Below are 19601 nucleotides of genomic sequence, written 5' to 3'. Positions count from 1 at the left end.
CTCCATGAGCCAGTCGACCCGCCTTATCACGGCTTCGTACATCCTGTCGTTCGTCGCGGCCAACGCACCGCACAAGCTGCGTACCGAAACCATCGCCAAGTGGGTCAAGGTGCACCCTACCCGCGTGCGCGGACTGGTGTCGCAGATGGTCAAGGCGAACATCCTCACCTCCTATCGCGGGGCGCAAGGCGGCGTGACGCTGGCGCGCGCGCCGCAGCTGATCACCCTGCGCGAGGTGTATGACGCGGTGCAGGAAAGTTCGCTGATCGCCGAGAAGATCGACAATCCGTTTGCCGGGCATGAGGATCACTGCAAGGTGTACGAGGTGTTCACCCGACTGTTCGCGATGCTGGAGCAGAACATGCGGCTGGATCTGGGGACGATTACGGCGGATCAGTTGTTCGTGGCGTTCGATACGCCCAGGGAACTGGCAGAGCTCGGCTGAGCCTGTACAGGCCTGCCCTCGTGGAACAACACATTAGCAGGGTCCTTGTGGGAACGGGGTTACCCGCTCTCATAGAACAAATCGTAACTTTTTGATTTACATGGGACCTGTGTGCGGGTTCACCTGCGATTGAGATGGTGAATTCACTACCGCAATCGCTGGCAAGCCAGCTCCCACAAGGTCCACGCCGGGCACAAATGTTGCGACTGACCCAGAACCCTGTGGGAGCTGGCTTGCCAGCGATGAGGCCCTCAGCCCCACCCCGGATCCGGCAGTGTCCCCGGCCCTGAGCTTGCTCGCGAAGGGCCGCGAAGCCGTCGTAAAACCTGAGTACGCGCCCTTCCTGACACACTTAGGTGGATGGCTTTGGGACCGCTTTGCGGTCCTTCGCGACGGTTCGGCGCTCCGACAAGCTCGCTCCCACAGGTGGCGCGCCGAGCTCAAGAACGGTTCTCTGCGCGACCGGCCTGTGTTCAATCGCGATACCCCGGCGCAACCTTTTCCAGCAACCGTAAAAGCGCCGTCCACGCCAGTTGCATCCCGTCCGGGTCCGCCAGTTGCCCCTCCTCCAGCGGCCGCCCCGGGTCATTGAACTGCCGCTCGGTATGCGCGCACACCTCGTGAGGCGGCAGCACCAGCTTGCCACTGGCCTGCGCCGCCAGCTGGATCTCGCAGGCCTTCTCCAGGTAATACATGCGCATGAACGCCTCGCTCACGCTGCGTCCGACCGCCAGCAAACCATGGTTGCGCAGGATCATTACCGGCTTGTTGCCCAGGTCGGCCACCAGCCGCTGCTGCTCGGCCATGTCCAGCGCCACACCTTCGTAGTCGTGGTAGGCGACCTTGCCGTAGAACTCCATGGACATCTGGTTCACCGGCAACAACCCGCACTCCAGCGCCGCCACCGCGCAACCGGCGCGAGTATGGGTGTGCAGCACGCATTGCGCGTCTTCACTGGCACTGTGGATCGCGCTATGGATAACGAACCCCGCCGGGTTCACCGGATAGGGCGAGGGTTCGACGGCATGTCCGGCCAGGTCGATCTTCACCAGGCTGGACGCGGTGATTTCATCGAACATCAGCCCGTAGGGGTTGATCAGGAAATGGTGTTCAGGCCCCGGCAGGCGCACCGAGATATGGGTGAAGATCAGGTCGCTCATGCGAAAATGCGCGATCAGCCGGTAGCAGGCGGCCAGTTCCTCGCGCAATTGCCGTTCGGATTTCATGATGGGGAACTCTCAGGTGGTTCAAGAGCGCCGGGCAAGCGCAACTGCCCGGCGGTTTCAGGTTACTTGCTGGCCCAGGCGTTGAAGCGTTCTTCCAGTTCATCGCCATGGTCGACCCAGAATTCGACATTCATCGCCAGTGCCCCCTCCAGATTCTGCTTAGCGGTCGGCACCCATTTGGCCAGCGTTGGATCAAGCTGCGCCGCCGCCTCGATGTTGGTCGGGCCGTAGGGAATCTGCGCGACGTAACGCACCTGTGCCTCCGGCTGGTTGGCATAGGCGATCAGGCGCTCGGCCTGCTGCACATGTTTTGAGCCCTTGATGATCGCCCAGTAATCCATGCCATACAGGCTACCCGGCCACACCAGCGCGAGCGGGCTGCCGTTCTGCGCCGCTGCCGCGATGCGGCCGCTGTAGGTGGACGTCATCACCACGTCACCGGCCATCAGCCATTGCGGCGGCTGGGCGCCGGCTTCCCACCACTGGATGTTGGGCTTGAGCTCAGTCAGCTTGGCGAACGCCCGGTTCACGCCCTCGGGCGTCGCCAGCACCTTGTAGACGTCCTCGACCTTGACGCCATCGGCCAGCAAGGCGAATTCGAGGTTGTACACCGCACGCTTGCGCAGGCCGCGCTTGCCCGGGTACTTCCTGACATCCCAGAAGTCCGCCCAGGAGGTCGGCGCCTGGGCCAGCTTGTCGCGGTCGTAGGCAATCGCCACGCTCCACACCAGAGCCGCCGAACCGCAGTCTTGCGCGGCGTCGGGAATCAACTGGTCCTTGCGCCCCAGGCGGTTCCAGTCCAGGCGCTCGTACATGCCTTCATCGCAGCCACGCAGCAAATCGGGGCCTTCGATCTGCACGACGTCCCAGTCGACATTGCCGGTATCGACCATCACCTTGATCCGGGCCATCTCGCCGTTGTATTCGCTCTGGATCAGCTTGCTCTTGTCCTGGGCACTGAAGGGCTGGAAGAACGCCACGTCCTGGGCCTTCTGCCCGGCGCCGCCATACCCCACCACGACCATGTCCGGTGCCGCCTGGGCGGTGCCCAGGCCGAGGCACAACCACAACGCGCACACGCCCGGTTTACGTGCAAAAGCTCTCATCGAAGTACCCTCGTTATTGTTTTTCTGAGGTTCGCCCCTGAGGCGGGGGTGCTATCGAAGCTAGTGCTCGACAAGTAAAAAAACAAGTTGATTTTTTACTGAAGGTACACTTTTATGGAAAAACAACAATAACAAGCCGGAGCCTGACCGCATGTCGACCGCCTACACGCACCTGTTCGAACCGCTGCAGATCCGTGGCAAGCGTCTGAAAAACCGCATCATGTCCAGCGGACACGACACCTCGATGCCCACCGACAACCTGGTCAACGCGCGGCTGATCGCCTACCACAAGGCCCGTGCCGAAGGCGGTGTCGGCCTGATCGTGTTGCAGGTGGCCGGGGTGCACGACAGCGCCCGCTACACCTCCCACGTGCTGATGGCCACCGACGACACCTGCATCGAGGGCTACCGCGCCCTGGCTGAGGTCTGCCATGCCCACGGCACCGTGGTGCTGTCCCAGGTCTTCCACCCGGGGCGCGAGATCATGGAGTCGGCCGACGGCCTGCTGGCGGTGGCCTATTCCGCCTCGGCGGTACCCAACGAACGCTTCCGGGTGATGCCTCGGGAGCTGGACCAGGCGATGATCGACGAGATCGTCGCCGGCTACGCCGCCGCCGCGCGGCGCCTGCACCAGGCAGGCATCGACGGCGTCGAGATAGTCGCCAGCCACGGCTACCTGCCGGCACAGTTCCTCAACCCCCGGGTGAACCGCCGCACCGACGGTTACAACGGCGACCTCGAACAGCGACTGCGCTTTTTGCGGGAAATCATCGCCGCCGTGCGCGCCAGCACTGACGAGCAGTTCATCGTCGGCCTGCGCATCAGCGCCGACGAGCGCGATGCCCAAGGCCTGACCGAAGACGAATCCCTGGCTGCCGTGCAAGCCTTGCAAAGCCATGTGGATTACATCCATATCGTGGCCGGCACCTCGGCGTCGCTGGGGGGCGCCATTCACATCGTGCCGCCCATGGCCATCGAGGCGGCCTACCTGGCCCGGGAAGCCGGTACCTTCAAATCACGCCTGCAAATTCCGCTGTTCGTCACCGGTCGCATCAACCAGCCCCAGGAAGCCGAGCTGATCCTTGCCCGCGGCCAGGCCGATGTCTGCGGCATGACCCGCGCGCTGATCTGTGACCCGCAGATGCCGAACAAGACCGACAGCGGCCGCGTCGAGGACGTACGCGCCTGCATTGCCTGCAACCAGGCGTGCATCGGCCATTTCCACCGGGGCTTGCCGATCTCCTGCATCCAGCACCCGGAAACCGGCCGCGAGCAGCAATATGGCCAACTACCGCCCGCCAGTGTGCGCAAACGCGTGATGGTGGTCGGCGGCGGGCCTGCCGGAATGAAGGCGGCCGCCGTGGCCGCGGCCCGCGGACACCGGGTGACGCTGTATGAGGCCAGCGCACAATTGGGTGGCCAGGTGTTGCTGGCGCAGTTACTGCCCCGGCGCAGCGAATTCGGTGGCGCCAGCACCAACCTGCAACGGGAAATGCAACTCGCCGGCGTCGAGGTGGTGCGCAACACCCGGGTCGACCGGGCCCTGGTCGAGCGCGAGCGTCCGGATGAAGTGATCATCGCCACCGGAGCGGAGCCTTACTGGCCGGTGTTCGAACGTGGCGGCGAACTGCAGGTGGTAGACGCCTGGCAGGTGCTGCGCGACGAGGTGAGGCTCGGCCGTTCGGTGATGGTCGTGGACTGGCGTTGCGACTGGATCGGCCCCGGCATCGCCGAGCGTCTGGTGCGCGCCGGCCACCAGGTGCAACTGGCGGTCAATGGCACCCACTGCGGCGAGAGCCTGCCACTGTACGTGCGCGACCAACTGGCTGGTGAGCTGCACAAGCTGGGCATCCCGATCACCCCCTATGCCCGCCTCTACGGCTGCGACGACAACACCGTCTATCTGCAGCACACCGCCAGTGGCGAGGCGATGATCTTCGAGGACATCGACACCCTGGTGCTGTGCCAGGGTCATCAGCCGGTGGACACCCTGGCCGGACAGATCAGCGACCTGGTACCGGTACAGCGCATCGGCGACTGTCTGGCCCCGCGCACGGTCGAGGAAGCGATCCATGAAGGGCTGAAGGTCGCCGCCGGCTTGTGAGCCTGTTTATACTCCGGGACTTTGCAAGGCCGACAGGAAAACGCCATGAACCGCCACAAAAGCAAAGCGCCACCCGCAGCCGAGGACGGCGGCAGCGCGCCGCAGTTTCTCGGCAGCCGCATTCGGGGCCTGCGCAAGCGCCGGAACATGACCCTGGCCGAGCTGGCCGAGCGTAGCGAGCTGACTGCCGGCTACATCAGCCAGCTGGAGCGCAACCTGTCCTACCCGTCAATCCCGGCACTGTTCAAGATTGCCCGCAACCTGGGGGTGACCATCCAGTGGTTCTTCGCCAGCGAAGCCAACACCGCCCCGGAGGATGAAGGCTACGTGGTGCGCAAGAACAGCCGGCTCAGCGTGCACTACGAAGACGGCATCGTCGACCAGTTGCTCACCCCGCAGCCCAACCGCGAGCTTGAGATCCTGCATTCGCGCTTTCCCCCGGGCACCTACAGCGAGGAAAGCTACAGCCATGAAGGCGAGGAAGCCGGGTATCTGCTGTCCGGACAATTCGAGCTATGGGTCGGTGAGCGGTATTTCCAGCTGAACGAAGGTGACAGCTTCAGTTTCTCGAGCCAGGAACCGCACCGTTACGGCAACCCTGGCAACGTCGACGCGGTGGTGATCTGGGTAATTACCCCGCCTTCCTTTTAAGCCTGCGACGGGAACAACAGGGGCGCCGTGCATGATCGACGGGATCAAGCTGCCTGGAGATCCGACGTTCAACCGGACCTGCCTGACTCTGTAGTGCCCTACCCCACCAACCTGAACACCAACAACCAAAACCCGGCCTGCAAATAAGAAAACACGAAGAAGAAGATCTGCATCAGGGTGAATCCCGCCAACACGCTCGCGCAGGATATGAGCAATACGGCCAGCCAGGACTTTGGAGGCTTGCGCTTCAGCAACCGGGCCGCATAGATCACGCCCAGCAGCACACCGGGCACTGAGAAAAGATGCACCAGGCCCAGCAGCCCCTCCTGGTGATCGGCGCGCCAGTTCATCTGCCAGAACAACAAGTATTCCAGCGCCAGTGCAATGGCCAATCCGCTTAGAAATCCGCTTCCCGAGTAGAAAAAAACCGCCACCAGCCAGGCCGCTAAAGGAATGACAAGGTAATACCACAGCCCTGCATAGAGGTAGTCGCCATAAATGATTACCAGCAGCGGAACGAAGGTGGAAATCAGTAGGAACCAGAGGCTGTCAATCTTGTTGATTGTTATTGTCATCACTTCCAGTCCATTGAAATTCGAGGGTTCCGAAAGACGTTCATCCACCCCGGCCCGTCGTCCGGATGACGGGCTTCATCAAGAGCTAAGGTGTTCGTCAGGACAATGTCAAGAAGCCAGCAATCAATCCCCGCTGCGCTCTCCAGGTTCTGTCTGAAATTGAGGGAAACCGACTTTCAGTGCCGCGAGCACTGAGGTTTTTCAAGATGTTCAGCCATCAATGTTGCCCTGGTCGCCACTGCATCGCCACTGACCGCTACCCGGATGATGCACTCCATAGTGAGCTTTTTACCCATTTTCAGTGATATCCAAGTGCCATTACCGAGTGCAGACTGGCCTCCTTCGCCCACTGCCGTAAAGGGCTGCTGACCCTTTTCATCCAGTTTGCCTATGCCGAAGGCGTTCGTACTTCCACAGGCCCGCGTTGACGTAACGGATGGCAGGTGCCGTCCTCATTTAAAGGAGCAACCTATGCAAAGCAAGGATATTTCCGTTCCGGTCGGCGCTGTTCTGCCTTATGCCGGCAACCTCGGCAACAACCAGCTCAACGAAATGGGGTGGTCCATCTGTGACGGCAGCGAGTTGCAGATTTCAGACTACCCGGCACTGTTCGCGGCCATCGGCACCTGCAACGGTGGCGACGGCAATACCCGCTTCAACCTGCCGGACTATCAAGGCTATTTCCTGCGCGGCGTCGACCCGAGCGGCACCGTCGACAAGGGTGCCAGCGACCGCAAGTCCCCGCGCAGCGGCGCGGCGACGGGTGCACGGGTCGGCAGCGTGCAGGCCTTTGCCACCGCCACGCCGAACACGCCGTTCCAGGCCCTGGTGCCGCACGTGCCCACGGATGACCATCGTGCCTACAGCGGCACCAACGCGGACATGCTCGAACCCGGCGGCGGCCAGACCTTTTACTCGAACGGTGGCGGCGACGCCGAGACCCGGCCGATCAATGCCTACGTCAACTACATCATCAAGATCGTCGACGGCGGCAGTATGCCAACCGGCGTGGTGGTTGCCTTTGCCGGCACCAGCAGCTCGGGCAGCATGATCCTGCGGCAGTCCTACCTGTTGTGCGACGGAAGCCGGCTCCCGATAAATCTGTATCCAGAGCTCTACCAGGACATCGGCACCGCACACGGCGGCGACGGCTCCGCATTCAACCTGCCGGACTACCGCGGGCGCTTCCTGCGCGGAGCTGACAACGGCACTAAGCGTGATCCCGATGCATCGGGCCGCACCGCCATGGCGGTCGGTGGTGCAACGGGCAACGCAGTGGGCTCGATCCAGGATTGGGCAACGGCGGCGCCGGTCAACCCGTTCACCCTGTCGATCAACCTGGGCAACTCGGAAAAAACCTCGGACCATTGCGCCGGCCACGACAACGCCGAATGGAACCAGAACAGCGTGACCGTTTCATTCACCGCCAGTGGCGGCGACAAGGAGACGCGCCCGGTCAACGTTGCCGTTGACTACTACCTGCTGCAAGGCAGTGTCCCGAATACCCCGGACCTTTTCCCCATCGGTGCAATCATCGGCTTCGCGGGTAACGTGGCGCCGCCAGCGACACAGTGGCTCCCCTGCGACGGAGCCAGTTACCCCAACAGCGACCAGTATCAGTATCTCGGCTTCGCCATCGCCGATGCCAATGGTGGAGATGGGATCAGCAACTTCAACGTACCCGACTATCGAGGCTATTTCCTCCGGGGCGCCGACCACGGCCAGGGCCGCGACCCTGACGCCACTTCACGCACGTCGGCAGCCTCCGGGGGAGATTGCGGCCCCAATGTCGGCTCGCGACAAGGCGGCGCCACCGGGCGGCCAAAGGCTGGCGATATCACCGGCCCGGTCGATCACATGCCCACGGATGACGCGGATACCGCTGCCGCCATTCTCTGCAGCAGCGTGGCGGAATGGGATGGTGCCCAGACGCCGGTGGTCGGGGGCGGAGACGCCGAAACCCGGCCGCTGAACGCCAACATTCTTTACTACATCAAGTATGCGACGGCCACCGTCTGAGTCATCCTGAGGCTGGCAGAGCAACCCGCCCGGCGTGATCCGGGCGGGTTTCGCTATTACCGTGTCAAAGGCCAGGAGCACTTTTGTACTCCAGCACTGAATTCGCACTCTTTTCCATTTCAAAAGTGTCAAAGATCCATGAAGAACATTCGACTCCTACGCCATGGACAAAGCGCCGCCAACGCCGGCGCCGCCTCCCGTGACCACGCCACTATCCCGCTGACGGACAAAGGACGTGAACAGGCCCGGGACATCGCGCAGTCCATCACCCAGGCCCCCGACCTGATCATTGTCTCGCCCTTTTTGCGAGCCCAGGACACCGCCGCGGTCACCGCCTCGCGGTTTCCTGACGTGCCGGTCGAGACCTGGCCCATCGAAGAGTTCACCTATCTCGCACCGGCCAGGTGCGTCGATACCACGGTCGCTCAACGCAAGCAGTGGGTCGATCAGTACTGGGCGGACGCAGATCCGGCCTACGTCGACGGCGAAGGTGCCGAGTCATTTCTGCAGCTCACCGGGCGCGCCAGCGCCTTCCTCGATCGACTGGCAGCCCATCCGGCACAGGCCATCCTGGTGTTCTCCCACGGCCAGTTCCTCAGCCTGGTCGCCTGGCTGATCGAGCGTGGCCCGGCGCCGATCGATGGCCAGGCCATGCGCGAATGGCGCCGCTATGAAATCGACAATCACCTTGCCAATGGCGGTAGCTACAGGATCTCCCGCACTCAGGACGATTCTGCGTGGGAAACCCATCATCCGCGCAAATCCTTCATCGATCGCAATCCCAAGGAAAAAGCCGTCGAGGCTGCGTTCGCTGCGTTGGCGCGCAACCACTACGAAAGCGATCGGCCAGACCCTGCGGACAATGCCTTTGCCGTCGTGGAGCGGTTAATGAGAAAAGGCCGTTGATATTACGCGGACCCTGTGGGAGCTGGCTTGCCAGCGATTGCGATGTTGGATTCACTGCCGCAATCGCTGGCAAGCCAGCTCCCACAGGGTCCGCGTCGCATCAGCGTTACTGATCCACCATAACCAACATTAATTAAACTTATGAAAATCCAGCCTGCACACTAGCCCCCTCCTCAACCAGGAATCACGTTATGTCAGGCGAAAAATCGATCACGGCCCTGCTTCTGGGCATGAGCCCAATCTTGAACGAAGGCGAGTTCGTCTTTTGCACCGTGGCGAATGCCGCTGCCCTGCAAGGCGTCGAAGCACTGGGCACCTTCCGCGAACAGGAAGGCCTGACCGCCATCATCGAGCGGCAACAAGCCGATGCGCTGGGCCTGGAATACAGTTTCGTCGCAGCCTGGATCACCCTGACCATCCACTCGGCCCTCGATGCCGTGGGTCTGACGGCCGCCTTCGCCACGGCACTTGGCAATGCCGGTATCAGTTGCAACGTTATCGCCGCGTTCTACCACGATCATATTTTCGTGAGTAAGAACGATGCCGCGAAGGCCATGGACGTTCTTCAAACGCTGTCGCGCTCGGGTGTTGACTAATCCGCTGAATCTTCCGCATTATCCGGAAACATTTTCTTGCAACAGAATCACCATGATCTTGAGCAACGACTCCATGCCAACTGCCCCGGGCCTTCACGCCCCGGTCAGCGCATGCCTGTCCGTTGCCAAGAAATCCAAGAAACAGCCGCTCATTTGACCGGGGCGCTGTCCCGTCAGATGAGCTGACAGGACAGATAGCGCAAGGTCTCCCCCCGCTTGATTCCCCTTCTCTCCTCTGACGTCCAGTTCGGTCTGCCTGAGGAGTAATGCATGTCTGATTTTCGCGGTATCTGGGTTGCACTGGCCACACCCTTTCGTTCCGGCCAGGTCGATTTCGAAGCACTTCAAGGCCTGGCGCAGAAGCTGCTCGCCGAAGGCGTGAGGGGCCTGGCCGTGTGCGGCACCACCGGCGAGGCGGCGGCCCTGGGCAAGGATGAACAGCTCGCGGTGCTGGATGCGGTGCTGCAGGTCGCCCAACCGCACCAGGTGATCATGGGCCTGTCGGGCTACAACCTGCAGGAGGTGCTGGCCTTCCAGCAGAAGATCCAGCAGCGCAACATCGCTGGTCTGCTGGTCCCGGCGCCGTGCTATATCCGGCCGTCGCAGCAAGGCATCGAATCCTTCTTCCAGACCGTGGCCGATGCGGCGTCCGTTCCGCTGGTGGTCTACGACATCCCCTACCGCACCGGCGTGCGCATCGAGCGGGAGACGCTGCGCAGGATCGTGCGTCACCCGAATATCGCCGCGGTTAAGGACTGTGGTGGCGATATCGAGACCACCCTGGCCCTGATCCAGGACGGCGATGCCCAGGTGCTGGCCGGCGAGGACCTGCAGATCTTCACCCATCTCGCCCTGGGCGGTGCCGGTGCCATCTCGGCCTCGGCGCATATCCGGGCAGACCTCTACGTGGAGATGATGCGGCATATGGACGAGGGGGATCTCGGCACAGCACGGGCGGTGTTCTATCGGCTGTTGCCATGGATCCAGACCGCCTTCTGCGAAGCCAACCCCGCGGTGGTCAAGGCAGCACTCAGCGTCCAGGGCCTGATCGCCAACGAACTGCGTGAGCCCATGCAGACCAGCGGTGCCGCGACGCTTGGACGCTTGCAGGCAGTACTCGAAGCGCTGGCCTAGGCCGGCTCGACACCCGCCGTTGCAGCGATCAGGCTGCCCGGCGGCGGTTGTTGGCGGAAGTAGCCCTCCACCCCGGCGAAGATCGCCTCGGCAACCTTGCGCTGATGCCGCGCGTCATGCAGGCGCCGGCAGTCGCCGACGTTGGAGATGAAACCGGTCTCGACCAGGATCGACGGCACCGCCGCCGACTTGAGCACGGCGAATCCGGCCTGCTCGACCCGCGACTGATGAAGACTGGAGACCTCGCCCAGTTGCGCCAGCACCTGATGCCCGAGGTTGAGGCTGGTGGAGATGGTCGCGTTCATCGACATGTCCAGGAGCACGCCGGCCACCATCGGGTCGTCCTTGCGCAGCTTCACGGCCAGGCCGCCGCCGACGGAATCGGCACCGTTCTCCCGTTGTGCCATCCAACGCGCCATCGAGGAGCTGGCGCCGTTCTGCGACAGGGCGAAGACCGAGGCACCGGATGCCGTGAGTCGAGGCGCGGCATCCGCATGCACCGAGACGAACAGGTCGGCATTCAGGCGCTGGGCCAGTTCGGCGCGCTTGCGCAGGGGTATGAAGATATCGTCGGAACGCACCAGCCGGGCCTTGTAGCCCTTCTGCGCATTGACCCGCTTGGCCAGGAGCGTGGCGATCTGCAGGGCGACCAGCTTTTCCTGTTCGCCCTTGGCCCCAACCGCACCCGGATCCTTGCCGCCATGGCCGGCATCGATCACCACCAGCAGGTCGCGACCTGATTTGCCTTTCGCCAGCGGTGCAGGTACCTGGCTACTGGCGACCACTGCCGCCTTCGCCGGCACACCCGAGAGGCGCAGTTCCAGACGGTGGCCAGTGCCGGGTACCGGCCGGAGTTCGCCGCGGACACCCGCGTCGGCCAGGTCCAGGACGATGCGCAGGTCACCGGTTGGCGTCTGCCCGCTGCGGATGGCGCGCACGGGAGTGCCATCGAGTACAAGGCTGTTCAAGGGCGCATCGAGCACCGCCTGGCGCAGGTCAAGGACCAGGCGTGGCGGCGACTCCAGGTTGAAACTGTTGGTCACCACCGGCCCGCTCAGGTCGAACAGGAAGGTCGTGGCGCCGGCCGATTGACTGACCGTCACCCGGCGCACGGCCTGGGAGGCCTGGGCCACGAACGAGGCCGGCAATGCCAGGCCGGCCAGGAGAAATTTCAACAAACTACGTCTATCCATACACTTTCCATAGGCGCCTCTGCTTGCCGAGGCTGCTCAGATCAAAAGTGTTACAACGTAACAATTATTCAGGCTGGCACTCAAGTGAATGTTTTGGGGCCGCTTTGCGGCCCCAAGGCCTGATCAGATTTGCGCCTGCCCACCATCCACGAACAACTCGGCCCCATTCACGAAACTCGAATCATCACTGGCCAGGAACACCGCCGCATTGGCAATCTCCACCGGCTCGCCAACCCGGCCCAACGGCACTTGCGACGCCAGATAATCCAGCAAGCCCTGCTGTTGCTGCGCATCAGGCCCGGCCAGATCGACCAGCCCCGGGGTCCGGGTGGCACCCGGGCTGATGGTATTGACCCGGATATCGCGCCCCTTGAGATCCAGGATCCAGCTCCGGGCAAAGGCCCGTACCGCCGCCTTCGACGCCGAGTACACACTGAACGCCGCCGTTCCCGAACTGCCCGCCGTTGAACCGGTGAGGATGATCGACGCTTTCGCCGCCAGCAGCGGCAGAGCCTTCTGCACCGTGAACAGCACGCCCTTCACGTTGCGATCGAAGGTGTCGTCATAGTGCTCCTCGGTGATCTCGCCCAGTGGCAGCATGGAACCACCGCCAGCATTGGCGAACAGCACATCCAGGTGGCCGTGGGCATCACGGATGCGGGCATAGAGTTCATCAAGCTGTTCGAGCCGGGTCGAATCGACCGCCACGCCCGTGGCATTGCCCACCAGGGCGACCGCCTTGTCCAGCTCGGCCTGGCGGCGACCGGTGACGTAGACATGGGCGCCCTCCTCGGCAAAACGTTGTGCGGTGGCCAGGCCGATGCCGGTGGTGCCGCCGGTAACCAGTGCGATCTTGCCTTCAAGTTTCTTGCTCATGGTGTTTCTCCCGGTTGGGTTGTGCGTTTGGATGGGAGAAGCGTATCGACCCCTGGTTATTTTCAAAATAGAATCATTCGAAACTCATCATTACAGAAATGAAATGGCAAGAATCCCCGATTTCGAAGGTCTGGCAATGTTCGCCAAGGTGGCGGAAGAAGGCTCCTATGCGGCGGCGGCCCGCGCCATGTCGGTATCGGTGCCCACGGTGTCCCGGGCCGTGGCGCGCCTGGAAGAGCGTCTCGGCGGTCGCCTGTTCAATCGCACCTCGCGCCAGTTGGCCCTGACCGAGTTCGGCCAGCGCATGGTCGAACAGGCCAGCGCGCTGTACCGCCAGGCCGAGGAGATGGAAAGCGCCGCCCAGGAACTGTCGGTGCAACCTCGCGGCCTGGTGCGCCTGGCAGTGCCGATGTCCTTCGGACTGCGTTGGGTCGCACCCTTGCTGCCGGAACTGCTGGCCCGCTATCCGGGCCTGGAGCTGGACCTGCACCTTTCCGACTCTACGGTAGACCTGGTGGCCGACGGCTTCGATGCGGCGTTGCGCATTGCGGCCCTGCCGGACTCTTCCCTGGTGGCGCGGCGTATCTGTGCGGTCACTCAGTATCTGCTCGCCGCGCCCAGCTACTTCGAACAACGAGGCCGACCCGCCCACCCCCGCGAACTCGCTGAACATGCCTGCATGAGCTACGCCTACCGTGCCCGCAGCCAGGTCTGGCGGTTCACCCACGGCGACGGCAGCGAGCACGACGTCACGCCCCGCGGGCCACTGCGCGTCACCAACTCGGATGCCCTGGTCGCGCCCTTGCTGGCGGGCATGGCGATCGCCGAGCTGCCGGAGTTCATCGCCGCCGAGTACCTGGCCGATGGCCGTCTCGAACGCGTACTGCCCGACTGGCACATGACCCAGGGCGGGCTGTATTTCGTGACGCCGTCGGCAAGAACCCGGCCGAGGAAGGTCCAGGCGCTCTCGGACTTCTTCGCCGAGCATCTGGCGAGCCCGGCCTGGCGGCATGAAGCGAAGTGATCGCTATCCGGCCGTGCAGGTAAAACTCACCGTCAAACCACCGCCCTCGCGAGGCTCGAGCGCCAGCACGGCGTCGAAGCGAACGGCGATGGCCTGGACGATCGAGAGGCCCAGCCCGGCCCCATCGGTGCGCCGCCGTCCATGATCCCCGCGCCAGAAACGCCGGCCCATTTGCGCCACGGAGGCTGCGCTCAAGCCCGGTCCACGGTCAGCAACCGTCAAGGTGCACTGGCCGTTGGCAAATGCCACCTGCACCTCCACCGACGAGGCGCCCGGCGAATAGCGCAAGGCGTTGTCCAGCAGGTTGCGCAGCACGGTATCCAGCATCGATGCCGGCACCGCGCTGCCCCGGTCGTCCCCGCGACTGCTGACCTGCACACGCCCCTGCTCCTGCACATCCAGCCTGACCAGTACGCTGCTCACCACGTCCATTAGCGATTCGCAGCGGTCCTCGCTGGCCACCGGCACCTCGGTGCGGGCCAGGGTCATCATCTGGTCCAGGGTCCGGCGCAGTCGGCGCACGCCCTCTTCCGCACTGCCCAGGGACTTGCGCGCATCGTCGCCCCCGGCCTCGCGGATGATCTGCAGATGGGTGTCGATCACCGTCAGCGGCGTGCGCAACTCGTGGGCGGCGGCGTCGGTGAAGGCGCGCTGGCCGGCGATGACCTGGGTCAGGCGGTCGAGCAAGGCGTTCATGGCGTCGAGCACGGGCCGCAGTTCCTTGGGCGGGCGAATGAGCTGGATGGGCATGGTGTCATCCGCCTGGCGATTGCGCAGTTGCCCGCACAAGACCTCCAGCGGTTGCAGGCCACGACCGATACCGATCCACAAGGCGGCCAGGCTGCCCAGCACCGCGATCAGGAACGGGACCCCGGCAGCACAGAGCATCTCGCCGATCAGCCGCTCGCGGTTGTCCAGGCGGTCGGCGGTGCTGACCTGGTAACCCGCCTCGGTGCGCAGCACGTAGATGCGCCAGAAATGCCCGTCGATCTCACGGGTGCTCAGCCCGGGCGGCAGGTCGTGGAAGATCGAGGGCGAGCCGCTGGAACTGCGTGCGAGGATTTCCCCTTGCAGCAAACGAATCTCGCAGGCGATGCCTTCCTTGCCGGTGACCCGTATGCCTTCGCGAAAATCCGGACTGGTCGCCTCGGCGCCGAGTGCGGCGCGCTCCAGCAACCCGGCGACCATGCGCGCCGACATCGCCAGACGCCCGTCCAGAGTGCGGTCAAGATTGCCCTGCACCCCGCGCATCATCCAGCCCGCCGCCAGCCCCCAGAGCACCATCAACGACAGCCCGGCCACCAGCACCGCACGCAAACGCAGGCTCACCCGTCATGCCTCCAGCCCAGGCGGAAACCCAGGCCCCGGGCGGTCTCGATCGCCTCCGCGCCCAGTTTGCGGCGCACGTTATGGATATGCACGTTCAGGGCATTGCCGCCGACATCATCGGCCAGACCGAAGAGCCGCTCGTTGAGCTGCGTGGAAGGCACCCAGCCGCCACGGCTGTCGGCCAGATGGGCAAGCAGGTCGATTTCCCGGCGTGACAACACCACGGGGTGGCCATCCAGCCAGGCTTGTCCGGCGGACGGGTCCAGGCGCAAAGGACCGGCCAGGATCATCGGTGCCACCCGCCCCTGGGCGCGACGGATCAGGGCATGCAGCCGGGCCGCGAGTTCGCGCAGATCGAAGGGTTTCACCAGGTAGTCATCGGCGCCGCGGTTCAGCCCCTCCAGGCGATGTTCGAGCGAGTCCCGGGCCGACAGGATCAATACCGGCAAACCGGGCTCGAAGTTGCGCAACACACCGAGCAGTTCGATGCCGTCCCGATCCGGCAAACCGAGATCGAGTACCAGCGCATGAAAACTTTCATCGACCTGTGCCGCTTCCGCCTCGGCGGCGGTAAAAACATGCCTGACGTCGATGCCATGTGTGCGTAAGCCCGTGCGAATACCGTCACCGATCAGTTCGTCGTCTTCCACCAGCAATACCCGCATTGCAGCTCCGTCCGTGCCTGAAAACAATCATGCTAAACCCGAAAAACCAGTGAATTCAGCTACTTCCTAAAAAATGATGGAATTTTAGTTTCGCTTAATTTTCGCCGGTTATAACGACGTGTTTTGCCTTGAGGACAAATTAAGAAGTGACCGGCAGAAAATAAAGAACTATTGCCCGGCGAGTCGCTTTATAAGCAACTTGTTTGATCAACATCATGATCCGGGCAAAACAAAGAAAGGACGTTAAAGGCGTCGAATATCGACACCTTGCAATCAATGGATCGGGTTCCTGATGATGAAAAAGATATTCCGCTCGCTCGCCACGCTGCTCCTGCTGGCAGGCAGCGCCCACGCGCTCGGTGCAGCGCCACGGGATAACGCCAGCGCACCGCAGGTCATCGACGACCTGCCCGCCGACTACGCCGATGACCTCGACCCGGCCACCCGCACCCTGGTCGAGCGCGGCCGCTATGTCGCCCGCCTGGGCGACTGCGTGGCCTGTCACACCGGCAGCGACAAGCGCCAGCCCATGGCCGGTGGCCTCGCCCTGGAAACCCCGTTCGGCGTGCTCTACTCGACCAACATCACCCCGGATGCCGAGACCGGTATCGGCGGTTACTCCTTCGAACAGTTCGACCGCGCCATGCGCCAGGGCGTGGCCGCCGATGGCCACAACCTCTACCCGGCGATGCCCTACCCGTCCTATACGCGGATCAGCACCGAGGACATGCAGGCGCTGTATGCCTACCTGATGCAGGGCGTGAATCCCGTGCGCCAGCCGAACCGCGAGCCGGACATGGGTTTCCCCTTCAACCAGCGCTGGGGCCTGGCGGTGTGGAACTGGCTGTTCCTCGATGACCAGCCGTTCAGTGCCGACCCGGCCCGGGACGCAGCCTGGAACCGCGGTGCCTATATCGTCCAGGGCCTCGGCCATTGCGGTGCCTGCCATACCCCGCGGGGCATCGGCTTCCAGGAAAAGACCCTGTCCGAGGCCGGCAAGCACGGCAGCTACTTCCTCGCCGGTGAAACCGTGGAAGGCTGGCGGGCCCTGAGCCTGCGCAACCTGTGGACGCCCGAGCAGACGGCGGAAATGCTCAAGACCGGGCGCAACAGCCATGGCAGCGTGTCCGGCAACATGGTCGATGTGGTCCAGCACAGCACCCAGTACATGACCGATAGCGACCTGCAGGCCGTGGGCCTGTACCTGAAGTCGTTGCCGTCCTCCGAATACGACAAGCCCATGCAGGTTGCCCAGGGGCCGGCACCGAGCATCACTGCGCCGGGCGGCGGCGAGACGAGCGGCCCGCCCGCCACGCTACTGACCTCCCGGGGTGGCCTGGGCTACCAGCAGTTCTGCGCCGACTGTCACCGCGCCGACGGTGCCGGGGTCAAGGGTGTGTTCCCGCCGCTGGCGGGGAATCCGGTGCTGATGTCGGAAGACCCGTCCACGCTGGTGCATATCACCCTGACCGGCTGGCGTTCAGCGCAGACCGAGCGCAATGCCCGGGTGCTGACCATGCCCTCGTTTGCCCGGCTCAGCGACAACGAGATCGCCGAGATCCTCGACTTTACCCGCCACGCCTGGGGCAACCCGACGGCGAAGCCCATTCGCCCCTCGGTGGTGGCCGACATGCGCAAACGCCTGGATGTACGCCAACTGGACAACCGTCCCTTCGTCACCCCGCGCCTGGCCGACCTGCTCAAGGAGCCCAATGCCGAGCAACTGGTGCTCGGGGCCCGGCTCAACACCAACACCCACGAACTGCTGCCAGGCAATGTCGGCAACGCCCTCAACTGCGCCAGTTGCCATCTCAACGCCGGCACCGTGGCCGATGGCTCGCCTTACATCGGGGTCTCGGCCTTCTTCCCCAGCTATGCACCGCGGGCCGGTCGGGTGATCAGCCTGGAGGACCGCATCAACGGTTGCTTCCTGCGCTCCATGAACGGCAAGCCGCTGGCGCTGGAGTCCACGGAAATGAAGGCCATGGTCGCCTATTTCGACTGGATGAAGCGCGAAACCACCCCGGCCGACAAGGTCGAGGGGCGCGGGGTCGGCAAGATCGATCCGGGCATCGTGCCCGACCTGGAAAACGGCGAGAAGCTTTACGCCGTGCAGTGCGCGCTGTGCCATGGCGATGACGGCGAAGGGGTGAAGAACGCCGACGGCAAATGGGTCTACCCGCCGTTGTGGGGCGACGACTCGTTCAATATCGGCGCCGGCATGGCCCGTACCTACACCGCTGCGGCCTTCGTCAAACAGAACATGCCGATCGCCTTCCATGATCGATTCCCGCTGGGCCAGGGTGGCCTTACCGACCAGGAAGCGGTGGATGTCGCGGCGTACTTCAGCCACAAGCCACGGCCGGACTTCGCCGGCAAGGTGAAGGACTGGCCCAAGGACAAGAAGCCGGTGGATGCACGCTATTGATTGGCGCCGGGGCTGGCGGCACACTCCGCCTTTTCGGAGCGCCCCATGCAGATCATCGAATGCAGCCTCAAGGATGTGGACCCGGCCGCGGTGCTGTTCAACCAGTACCGGGTCTTCTATGAACTGGCGGATGATCTGCCGGCTTCCCGGGAATTCCTGCGCATCAACCTGCAGGAACGCCGTTCGCGGATTTTCCTGGTGCTGGACGGCGAAGGCAACGCTGTTGCTTTCGCCCAGCTTTATCCGGCGCTGTGTTCACTGGCGATGAAGCGCTTTTACTGGCTGTATGACCTGTTCGTCGCGCCGCAGGCAAGAAAGGCGGGGTATGCGCGACAGTTGATGAACCATCTGACCGCGCTGCTCACGGCCGAGGGTGCGGACCGTATCAGCCTCGATACCGCGGCCTCGAACAAGGCCGCCCAAGCGCTGTACGAGTCCCTGGGTTATCAACGGGAAAGCGAGTTCCTGACTTACCACAAGTATCTGGCCGACTAGAGCAACTATCCGAAGAGCGCCGCGTACCCTGTGGGAGCTGGCTTGCCAGCGATGACGATGGTGAGTTCACTACCGCTATCGCTGGCAAGCCAGCTCCCACAGGGTACGCGGTGCATCATCAGGGAGTCACCCCGCGGATCGCATCAACCACCGCGAAGGTAGCCTCCTCCACCGTCCCCTCATTCCGACACAGGAACCACCCCTGCTGCAGCGCCGCCTGCTCGAACGCCCGGGTCGCCGCGACATGCTCGTCCAGTTCACGGATGACGGTGCTGCCCAGCCCGCGTGTGCGCGACGCTGCCCTTGCCCAGGAAACCTGCGGATCGGTCACCACCCCGACCGCCAGGTCCGGCACCTGTACTCCATGCTCGAGGTTGATCCGCAACACCTCGGCAAACGGCACCAGCCGCCGAAAAGCCGCCTCGGAGGGGTACCAGCGGTCCATCAGAATGATGCTGCCTGCGGGCTGTTCGGGCAGCACCTGCCGGGAGATCCAGGCACGGCTGTCTGCAAGACGTTCACACACCTCCCGTTCCAGCTCCGGGTCTGGATGTCGGGCAAGCTGGTTGACCAGGGCCATGGTGTCGGCCCGGTGGGGATCGTTGTTTCGTTCGCTGAGGCGGATCACCTTGCGGCCATCGGCCCTGAGCACCTGGGTGACGGCCTCCAGCAACGTGGTCTTGCCGGTCCCCTTGGGGCCATCCAGGCAAACGAACAACGGACGATCGATCGACATGCTGACTCTCGCAACGCACAAGCGGCGGATTGTACAGGGCCCGGCGCTCCTCCGATCAATCCGGCTGAACTTTGCCCCGCTTGCCGGCTTCCC

The 19601-nt window shown here is 63.5% G+C and carries 17 protein-coding genes and 1 pseudogene; 10 read left to right on the top strand and 8 right to left on the bottom strand.

The genetic code is table 11. The features are described 5' to 3' along the window. The first annotated feature begins 4 nt into the window (after nt 1-4). Nucleotides 5-445 (top strand): RrF2 family transcriptional regulator, encoded by a 441-nt coding sequence (locus AC2CQI_RS05760; protein ID WP_075803349.1) that lies wholly within the window; start codon nt 5-7, stop codon nt 443-445. A 473-nt stretch (nt 446-918) separates the two neighbouring features. Here AC2CQI_RS05760 and AC2CQI_RS05755 read toward each other — a convergent pair whose 3' ends face one another. Next, nucleotides 919-1671, bottom strand: coding sequence for a class II aldolase/adducin family protein (locus tag AC2CQI_RS05755; RefSeq protein ID WP_075803348.1), 753 nt, complete (start codon nt 1669-1671; stop codon nt 919-921). Between the two features lie 62 nt (nt 1672-1733). Further along, nucleotides 1734-2777 carry an ABC transporter substrate-binding protein gene (locus tag AC2CQI_RS05750; protein ID WP_484579472.1) on the bottom strand — a complete coding sequence of 348 codons (1044 nt, stop codon included), beginning with the start codon at nt 2775-2777 and terminating at the stop codon, nt 1734-1736. A gap of 151 nt (nt 2778-2928) precedes the next feature. On the opposite strand from AC2CQI_RS05750, the gene AC2CQI_RS05745 reads away from it, so the two are divergent. Next, nucleotides 2929-4881 (top strand): oxidoreductase, encoded by a 1953-nt coding sequence (locus tag AC2CQI_RS05745; RefSeq protein ID WP_075803346.1) that lies wholly within the window; start codon nt 2929-2931, stop codon nt 4879-4881. A 45-nt stretch (nt 4882-4926) separates the two neighbouring features. Continuing rightward, nucleotides 4927-5532: a cupin domain-containing protein gene (locus tag AC2CQI_RS05740; protein WP_075803345.1), complete on the top strand. Its 606-nt coding sequence runs from the start codon at nt 4927-4929 to the stop codon at nt 5530-5532. 98 nt (nt 5533-5630) lie between these two features. Here the strand turns inward: AC2CQI_RS05740 and AC2CQI_RS05735 are convergent, their stop codons facing one another. After that, entirely contained in the window at nt 5631-6155 is a 525-nt protein-coding gene (locus AC2CQI_RS05735) for a hypothetical protein (protein WP_144443570.1), read from the bottom strand. A gap of 423 nt (nt 6156-6578) precedes the next feature. Between AC2CQI_RS05735 and AC2CQI_RS05730 the strand changes: the two genes are divergently transcribed. From AC2CQI_RS05730 to dapA, 4 genes and pseudogenes are all read left to right on the top strand, one after another. Beyond that, the gene (locus AC2CQI_RS05730; RefSeq protein ID WP_075803343.1) at nt 6579-8126 is read left to right on the top strand and encodes a tail fiber protein; all 1548 of its coding nucleotides are present in this window, start codon (nt 6579-6581) and stop codon (nt 8124-8126) included. A 138-nt stretch (nt 8127-8264) separates the two neighbouring features. Then, nucleotides 8265-8867: pseudogene (locus tag AC2CQI_RS05725) on the top strand (histidine phosphatase family protein); the annotation flags it as partial. 356 nt (nt 8868-9223) lie between these two features. After that, a complete protein-coding gene (locus AC2CQI_RS05720) occupies nt 9224-9628 on the top strand; it encodes an ACT domain-containing protein (RefSeq protein WP_484579471.1) in 405 nt (134 codons plus the stop codon). A 270-nt stretch (nt 9629-9898) separates the two neighbouring features. Further along, on the top strand, nt 9899-10762 hold the full coding sequence (dapA, locus tag AC2CQI_RS05715) for a 4-hydroxy-tetrahydrodipicolinate synthase (RefSeq protein ID WP_075803341.1): 864 nt from the start codon (nt 9899-9901) through the stop codon (nt 10760-10762). Here dapA and AC2CQI_RS05710 read toward each other — a convergent pair. Both AC2CQI_RS05710 and AC2CQI_RS05705 read right to left on the bottom strand, forming a co-directional pair. Continuing rightward, nucleotides 10759-11955, bottom strand: coding sequence for an N-acetylmuramoyl-L-alanine amidase (locus tag AC2CQI_RS05710; protein ID WP_484579470.1), 1197 nt, complete (start codon nt 11953-11955; stop codon nt 10759-10761). The genes dapA and AC2CQI_RS05710 overlap by 4 nt on opposite strands. Before the next feature lie 123 nt (nt 11956-12078). Next, nucleotides 12079-12831 (bottom strand): SDR family NAD(P)-dependent oxidoreductase, encoded by a 753-nt coding sequence (locus AC2CQI_RS05705; protein WP_075803339.1) that lies wholly within the window; start codon nt 12829-12831, stop codon nt 12079-12081. A 103-nt stretch (nt 12832-12934) separates the two neighbouring features. On the opposite strand from AC2CQI_RS05705, the gene AC2CQI_RS05700 reads away from it, so the two are divergent. Further along, entirely contained in the window at nt 12935-13855 is a 921-nt protein-coding gene (locus AC2CQI_RS05700) for a LysR family transcriptional regulator (protein WP_484579469.1), read from the top strand. Nucleotides 13856-13858: 3 nt separating this feature from the next. On the opposite strand, the gene AC2CQI_RS05695 is transcribed toward AC2CQI_RS05700, so the two are convergent. Both AC2CQI_RS05695 and AC2CQI_RS05690 read right to left on the bottom strand, forming a co-directional pair. Beyond that, on the bottom strand, nt 13859-15184 hold the full coding sequence (locus AC2CQI_RS05695; RefSeq protein ID WP_075803337.1) for an ATP-binding protein: 1326 nt from the start codon (nt 15182-15184) through the stop codon (nt 13859-13861). After that, nucleotides 15181-15849: a response regulator gene (locus AC2CQI_RS05690; protein ID WP_075803336.1), complete on the bottom strand. Its 669-nt coding sequence runs from the start codon at nt 15847-15849 to the stop codon at nt 15181-15183. Before AC2CQI_RS05690 ends, AC2CQI_RS05695 begins: the two co-directional genes overlap by 4 nt. A 295-nt stretch (nt 15850-16144) precedes the next feature. Between AC2CQI_RS05690 and AC2CQI_RS05685 the strand changes: the two genes are divergently transcribed. Together AC2CQI_RS05685 and AC2CQI_RS05680 are read left to right on the top strand one after the other, a co-directional pair. Further along, the gene (locus tag AC2CQI_RS05685; RefSeq protein ID WP_218641239.1) at nt 16145-18277 is read left to right on the top strand and encodes a c-type cytochrome; all 2133 of its coding nucleotides are present in this window, start codon (nt 16145-16147) and stop codon (nt 18275-18277) included. Nucleotides 18278-18322: 45 nt separating this feature from the next. Then, nucleotides 18323-18772, top strand: a complete 450-nt coding sequence (locus AC2CQI_RS05680) for a GNAT family N-acetyltransferase (protein WP_075803334.1) — start codon at nt 18323-18325, stop codon at nt 18770-18772. A gap of 118 nt (nt 18773-18890) precedes the next feature. Here the strand turns inward: AC2CQI_RS05680 and AC2CQI_RS05675 are convergent, their stop codons facing one another. Continuing rightward, nucleotides 18891-19502 carry a dTMP kinase gene (locus AC2CQI_RS05675; protein WP_075803398.1) on the bottom strand — a complete coding sequence of 204 codons (612 nt, stop codon included), beginning with the start codon at nt 19500-19502 and terminating at the stop codon, nt 18891-18893. Nucleotides 19503-19601: the final 99 nt, after the last annotated feature.

It is taken from the genome of Pseudomonas sp. P2S-1 (assembly GCF_057197725.1).
This window is presented reverse-complemented; position numbering and strand designations above follow the sequence as displayed.

Excerpts from the sequence above, each read along its gene's own strand:
- dapA (WP_075803341.1), top strand. The coding sequence starts at position 9,899 with ATGTCTGATTTTCGCGGTATCTGGGTTGCACTGGCCACACCCTTTCGT.
- AC2CQI_RS05680 (WP_075803334.1), top strand. The coding sequence starts at position 18,323 with ATGCAGATCATCGAATGCAGCCTCAAGGATGTGGACCCGGCCGCGGTG.
- AC2CQI_RS05685 (WP_218641239.1), top strand. The coding sequence starts at position 16,145 with ATGAAAAAGATATTCCGCTCGCTCGCCACGCTGCTCCTGCTGGCAGGC.
- AC2CQI_RS05760 (WP_075803349.1), top strand. The coding sequence starts at position 5 with ATGAGCCAGTCGACCCGCCTTATCACGGCTTCGTACATCCTGTCGTTC.
- AC2CQI_RS05705 (WP_075803339.1), bottom strand. The coding sequence starts at position 12,831 with ATGAGCAAGAAACTTGAAGGCAAGATCGCACTGGTTACCGGCGGCACC.
- AC2CQI_RS05730 (WP_075803343.1), top strand. The coding sequence starts at position 6,579 with ATGCAAAGCAAGGATATTTCCGTTCCGGTCGGCGCTGTTCTGCCTTAT.
- AC2CQI_RS05700 (WP_484579469.1), top strand. The coding sequence starts at position 12,935 with ATGGCAAGAATCCCCGATTTCGAAGGTCTGGCAATGTTCGCCAAGGTG.
- AC2CQI_RS05755 (WP_075803348.1), bottom strand. The coding sequence starts at position 1,671 with ATGAAATCCGAACGGCAATTGCGCGAGGAACTGGCCGCCTGCTACCGG.
- AC2CQI_RS05740 (WP_075803345.1), top strand. The coding sequence starts at position 4,927 with ATGAACCGCCACAAAAGCAAAGCGCCACCCGCAGCCGAGGACGGCGGC.
- AC2CQI_RS05750 (WP_484579472.1), bottom strand. The coding sequence starts at position 2,777 with ATGAGAGCTTTTGCACGTAAACCGGGCGTGTGCGCGTTGTGGTTGTGC.
- AC2CQI_RS05690 (WP_075803336.1), bottom strand. The coding sequence starts at position 15,849 with ATGCGGGTATTGCTGGTGGAAGACGACGAACTGATCGGTGACGGTATT.
- AC2CQI_RS05745 (WP_075803346.1), top strand. The coding sequence starts at position 2,929 with ATGTCGACCGCCTACACGCACCTGTTCGAACCGCTGCAGATCCGTGGC.
- AC2CQI_RS05710 (WP_484579470.1), bottom strand. The coding sequence starts at position 11,955 with ATGGATAGACGTAGTTTGTTGAAATTTCTCCTGGCCGGCCTGGCATTG.
- AC2CQI_RS05720 (WP_484579471.1), top strand. The coding sequence starts at position 9,224 with ATGTCAGGCGAAAAATCGATCACGGCCCTGCTTCTGGGCATGAGCCCA.